At 64.4% G+C, this 5405-nt stretch carries 5 protein-coding genes and 3 pseudogenes; 7 read left to right on the top strand and 1 reads right to left on the bottom strand.

Annotated features, from left to right (window positions below):
* Positions 1–435: 435 nt before the first annotated feature.
* Positions 436–671, bottom strand: a pseudogene (locus ACIA5H_RS37400) (IS1380 family transposase); the annotation flags it as partial.
* 152 nt (positions 672–823) lie between these two features.
* Here ACIA5H_RS37400 and ACIA5H_RS37395 point away from each other — a divergent pair.
* The 7 genes and pseudogenes from ACIA5H_RS37395 to ACIA5H_RS37365 all read left to right on the top strand — a co-directional run.
* Positions 824–1066: pseudogene (locus tag ACIA5H_RS37395) on the top strand (Fe-Mn family superoxide dismutase); the annotation flags it as partial.
* A 1-nt stretch (position 1067) separates the two neighbouring features.
* Positions 1068–1478, top strand: coding sequence for a nuclear transport factor 2 family protein (locus ACIA5H_RS37390; protein WP_397081051.1), 411 nt, complete (start codon positions 1068–1070; stop codon positions 1476–1478).
* A 280-nt stretch (positions 1479–1758) separates the two neighbouring features.
* Positions 1759–2046, top strand: coding sequence for a LysR substrate-binding domain-containing protein (locus ACIA5H_RS37385; RefSeq protein ID WP_397081049.1), 288 nt, complete (start codon positions 1759–1761; stop codon positions 2044–2046).
* Positions 2047–2167: 121 nt separating this feature from the next.
* Positions 2168–2701 (top strand): phosphonopyruvate decarboxylase, encoded by a 534-nt coding sequence (locus ACIA5H_RS37380; protein ID WP_397081047.1) that lies wholly within the window; start codon positions 2168–2170, stop codon positions 2699–2701.
* Complete coding sequence (locus ACIA5H_RS37375; protein ID WP_397081045.1) at positions 2701–3303, top strand: thiamine pyrophosphate-dependent enzyme; 603 nt, start codon at positions 2701–2703, stop codon at positions 3301–3303. Before ACIA5H_RS37380 ends, ACIA5H_RS37375 begins: the two co-directional genes overlap by 1 nt.
* Before the next feature lie 12 nt (positions 3304–3315).
* Entirely contained in the window at positions 3316–4797 is a 1482-nt protein-coding gene (locus ACIA5H_RS37370; RefSeq protein ID WP_397081043.1) for an aldehyde dehydrogenase, read from the top strand.
* A 36-nt stretch (positions 4798–4833) separates the two neighbouring features.
* Positions 4834–5199: pseudogene (locus tag ACIA5H_RS37365) on the top strand (transposase); the annotation flags it as partial.
* Positions 5200–5405 lie beyond the last annotated feature (206 nt).

The following is a 5405-nucleotide window of genomic DNA, read 5'->3' as shown; positions in this document are numbered from 1 at the left end:
ACCAGCGGTGAACAACCCCGAAAACACCACAGCAGCAGCCACATTCACCTCGCACACCACGACATCGTGCCGTCACGGCAGCGTCACCACCGAAATGGGGACAGAGCCGGAACTTCGGTGGGTCTGACTCGGTTCGATGAGCCGAGCCTGATGGTTCGGCAGGAAGGACCCACTGATGTCGGAGACACTCGAGACCGTGGCGAACAAGGACGCGGCGGAGACGAAGAAGCTGGCCGAGCAACTGCTGGCCCAAGCCAAAGAGCAGGGTATCGATCTGGTCGGCCCAGGCGGGCTGCTCAACCAGCTGACCAAAACCGTGCTGGAAACCACTCTGGGAGCGGAGATGACCGAGCACGTCGGACATGAGAAAACACGATCCCGCCGACCGCGGAACCGGGAACTCTCGCATGTTGTTCCTGGTCGTAGCGGCGGGGTTCAGGTGGTCGTGGTGGTGGCCTGCCAGAGTCGTCGCCAGGCCCCCGCCCAGGGCCAGTGCGTCGGAAGCTGCAGCACGGGTTTGCGCTGTGTACGGGCCAAACGTGCCGGAACGGCAATGATCTTGCGACGCAGGGTGGCCCCGCGAGCTTTGCCCAGGGCAGGGTCGGCGAGCGCGCCGGCAGCGCGCCGAGATTGTGCGCGATCGCTGCGCACAAGACCCACGCGGAATTCGCGTCTGGCCTCATTCGACGAGGCGTATCCCGAGCATCGAGCGATCGCGCACATCCTTGGCGAGGCCGACGACCTGCTGATTGTTTCGCCATTCATCGTCGCCGAAGCCGACTACATACTGTCGTCGCGGCTTGCAGCCGATGCCGCGCGCGCATTCCAGCTCTACGATCAGCAGGCCAACGTTCCGCTCGGCATCGTCCCATTACTGCAAGTCGACATGTGGGAGCACGCCTACTACTTGCAGCACAAGAACGTCAAGGCTGACTACGTTAAGGCGTTCTGGAATGTTGTCAACTGGGCTGACGTGCTGGACAGATTCGCCCATGCCACCGCGAACATAAAGGCCATCAATGCTGGCTTTAGACCCGAGTATTCGGAAACCAATGGAGGTAGGTAATATGAATAACGCAGAACTTGCTGCAAAGATTTTGCATGCGGCTGTCGGGGATAGGGATTTCTTTTGGGCCAATGCGCATCCCGATCTTGTATTTGAGTTTCCCTACGCGCCTTGGCTCGGTACGCCGGAGCGCGTGGCGGGGGCCGAGGACACGAAAGCGTACATCGACCAACTCAACCAGATTCTGCCGGGCATGACCTTCACCAACGTCAAGGTGATGCCGCTGATGGAGGAAGGGGCGTACTTGCTCGAGTATGATGGCGCGTGCCCGAAGCTGAATAATTACACCAACAAGTACATAAGCATTTTTAAGTTTAAAGACGGTAAGCTGATCCTGTTCCACGAATATTGGAACACGACTGCAGTCACGCGCGCGTTCAATGAAGGCGATCTGGCGTCGCTGGAGTCCTGAGCCTGAATCCACCGGTCGAATTGCGGCGCGGCACTGTGTTGTAACGAAGGAAGTGCCTTCCGAGCTGGGAGGATGGGAGTTCTCTACGCTTCCACCTCCCAGTCCGGAAAGGCACTTCGCGAGTGCGATTGCTGCATGGGCCGACGCGTACGTCGGTGAGATTCGATGATCGAAATCTGGTGTCGCGGGCTGGGTTGGTGCCGCCGATGCGGCTGGCCGAGGACGCCGGGTTGACCGACCTGGTCACCGAGGGTTGAGGGTCGCGGCCGAGACCAACTCCATGGCGCTGCAGAAAAAACTGGTGATGTCCGGTCGCGGCTGGACGGTGCTGCCTGCCACCGGCGTGGCCGCGGACGTGGCCGCCGGACGGCTCAGCGGCGCCCCGCTGAGCGAACCGGAGATCGCCAGGACCGTCGTGCTCGGGCTGCAACGCGGCACCTGGACCCCGCCACCGGTGCAGGCAGTAACAGTGGAGCTGCTGCGGCTGGTCCGAACAGCCGTCACTTCCGGCGCCTGGCCGTCGGCCACGCTGCTCAGCGAAGACTTCGACGACCTCCCCGTGCACTGAGTCTCGGGAACATCCATACACATCCCACATCTCAGCATCAAAAATCGCTATTCGACGCAAGGCGACATCAGACCCCATGATGATGTGGTCGCAGTCCACCCAACACGGAGCGAACGGACGCATGAATACGTTGAATAGCGCGCCTGCCTGGCAGGAGGGGGTATTTCGTACCCTGAAGACGGGTGAAGTATCCCAGATAGCCTACGTGCCGGACGCCGGTCACTCATATGCCATCCGGCAAGTCGAGGCAGATCCGACCATCCACGATGTCGTTCTCACCACCGAGGAGGAGGGCGTCGCCGTCGTCGCGGGCGCCTGGCTCGGTGGGCAGCGGGCGGTGCTGCTCATGCAGAGCAGCGGCGTCGGCAACTGCGTCAACATGTTCTCCCTACTGTCGAACTGCCGGTTCCCATTCCTGACGCTGGTGACCATGCGCGGCGAGTACGCCGAGTTCAACCCGTGGCAGAGCGCCATGGGCCGCGGCACACAGGCGGCACTGGAGCTGATGGGCATCACAGTCCTGAGGGCCGACGAGCCCGACGAGGTCGAACCCGCAGTCACCGCTGGCCTCGAGTCCGCTTTCGACGCGGGCGAACGGGTCGCGGTGCTACTCGGGCAGAAGCTGCTCGGGCGCAAGAAGTGGGTGCGGAACTGATGACGGTGCAGACAGGCACGCAGGAACAGCGTGTTTCCCGGCGGGAATTCGTCACGGCGCTGATGCGGGAGATCCCGGACGCGCTCGTAGTCACGGGACTCGGCTCGGCCAGCTACGACGTGTTCTCCACGGGCGCCCGCGACCAGAACTTCTACCTATGGGGCGCGATGGGTGCCGCTGCGCCGCTCTCGCTCGGACTCGCCCTGGCCCAGCCTGACCGGTCGGTCGTGGCGATCACCGGCGACGGCGAGCAGTTGATGGGTATCGGTGCGCTGGGCACGATCGGCGCGCTGCTGCCGCCGAACCTCACCCTCGTCGTGCTGGACAACGGCCACTTCGGGGAGACCGGAATGCAACGCAGTCACACCAGCCTCGGCACCGACCTGGCCGCGGTCGCCCGCGGATTCGGCATCCGCGACGCCGACCAGGTGCATGATCTGAGCGCGGCCGAGGACATCGGCCGGGCGGTGCGCGCCCGCGCAGGAACCCGATTCATACAGGTGCTCATCGAAGCCGACGAACCACCGCGCGCCCTGCCGCCCCGGGACGGCGTCGCGAACAAGAACGCCTTCCGCGCGTCGCTGGGCTTTCCCACCTTCTGACCGGAGATCGCCATGACAACACCAGAGGTTCACGACTGGCAGATGTTCGTCGACGGCGCGGCCCGCCCGGCCGCGTCTGGCGCGACGTACATCACCACCGATCCTTATACCGGCGCAGCCTGGGCCCGAGTACCGGACGGGGATGCCAGTGACGTCGACGCGGCGGTGACCGCTGCGCAGGCGGCCATGGACGGCCCGTGGGGCGCGATGCAGGGCACCGAACGAGCGCGGCTGCTGCGCCGCCTGGCCGAGTTGATTACCCGGGATGCCGACCGGCTCGCCGATCTGGAATCCCGCGATAACGGCAAATTGCTCCGCGAGATGTCCGGCCAGCTGAAGGCGTTGCCGGAGTGGTATCACTTCTTCGCCGGGCACGCGGACAAGCTCGGCGGCGAGGTGATCCCGACCGGGCGGTCGAACTATCTGTGCTACACCCAGCGCGAACCCGTCGGCGTGGTCGGCGCGATCGTGCCGTGGAACTCACCGCTGTTGTTGTTGACGTGGAAGGCGGCGCCTGCGCTGGCCGTCGGATGCACGCTGGTGGTGAAGCCGTCGGACTATACCCCAGTCTCCACGCTGGCTTTCGCCGATCTCGTCCGCGAGGCCGGCTTCCCGCCCGGCGTGTTCAACGTCGTAACCGGGCGGGGGGCCGAAGTAGGGAAAGCGCTGTCCTCGCACCCCGGAATCAGCAAGATCGCGTTCACCGGTTCCACCGAGGTAGGCCGGGAAGTCGCGGTGGCCGCCGCCCGCAACCTCAACGGGGCGTTGCTGGAACTCGGCGGCAAGTCGGCACAGATCGTGTTCGCCGACGCCGATCTCGAACTCGCCGCCAACGGCGTGATCGCCGGCATCTTCGCCGCCACTGGTCAGACGTGTATAGCCGGTTCCCGCATCCTGGTGCAGGCCGAAGTGCACGACGAACTCGTCGATCGGGTCGTCGAGCGTGCGCGGCGGATCAAGATGGGCGACCCGCGCGACCCCGCGACGGAGATGGGCCCGGTATCCAACGCCGCGCAGTTCGACCGCATCCTTGCTTTTCTCGCCTCAGCAGAGAAAGAGGGCGCCACAATCGCGTATGGCGGCCGCGCCGCGCCGGACCTTGGCGGGCTGTTCGTCGAACCGACAGTCCTCACCGGCACCCGGCCCGGGATGCGTGTGGTCGAGGAGGAAATCTTCGGCCCAGTCGCTGCTTTCATGCCTTTCACCGATGAAGCCGAAGCGGTCAAGCTCGCCAACGACTCCGATTTCGGGCTGGCGGGTGCGGTGTGGACCCAGAACGTACAGAAGGCCCACCGCGTAGCGGCCAAGATCCAGGCGGGCTCAGTCTGGATCAACGCCTACCGCACCGTCGCACCCGGCGCCCCGTTCGGCGGCTACAAGTCCAGTGGCCTAGGCCGGGAGAACGGCCTGGCGACGATGCTCGAGTACACCGAAACCAAGACAGTGTGGGTTGAACTCACCGGTGTGCCCCGCGACCCGTTCACACTGGGATAGCGGCGGGCGAACTCGATAGGAGCTTCTACTTCGCACATCCAGTACTCGCTGGGGTTCACCCTGACCGATACCATCGTCGAAGTGGTCAACGAGATCCCGGCCGATGTCTGGACGCTGGCCTACGACGCCGACGGCGAAGTCCGCAAGGGTGCCTGGGTCGCCGAGGTCACCGGCCTGCTCGACCTCGACGGCTGGCCCGCTGATAAGCGGCTTATCGTGCGGAAAGAGCGCCCGCACCCGGGCGCGCAACTGCGGTTCACCGACGTCGACGGCCTCCGGCTGACCGCGTTCGTCACCAACACCCGCAAGGGTCAGTTGCCTGACCTGGAACTACGACACCGACGTCGCGCCCGCAGCGAAGACCGCATCCGCTGCGCGAAAGACACTGGGCTACGCAATCTACTGGGCTGACGCCAGGCGACGGGCTCGAGCGGCTTCGGGCTCTTGGCTACGCTATCGCGATTCGCCTGGCTGCTCCTATCGTCGCGGTTGCCAAGACGATGATCAACCAATAGGGACTGCCCCGAGTTTGGTTGACTCGTGGGTTTGGTCTTTCAGGCCGCGACTGCGGGCCGGTTTATTGTCTCAAACTCGATCGGGGTGAGCCG

It is taken from the genome of Nocardia sp. NPDC051900 (assembly GCF_044452545.1).
Lineage (GTDB): Bacteria > Actinomycetota > Actinomycetes > Mycobacteriales > Mycobacteriaceae > Nocardia > Nocardia sichangensis.
The sequence above is the reverse complement of the archived record's forward strand: the minus strand, read 5'-3'. Positions and strand labels throughout refer to the sequence as shown.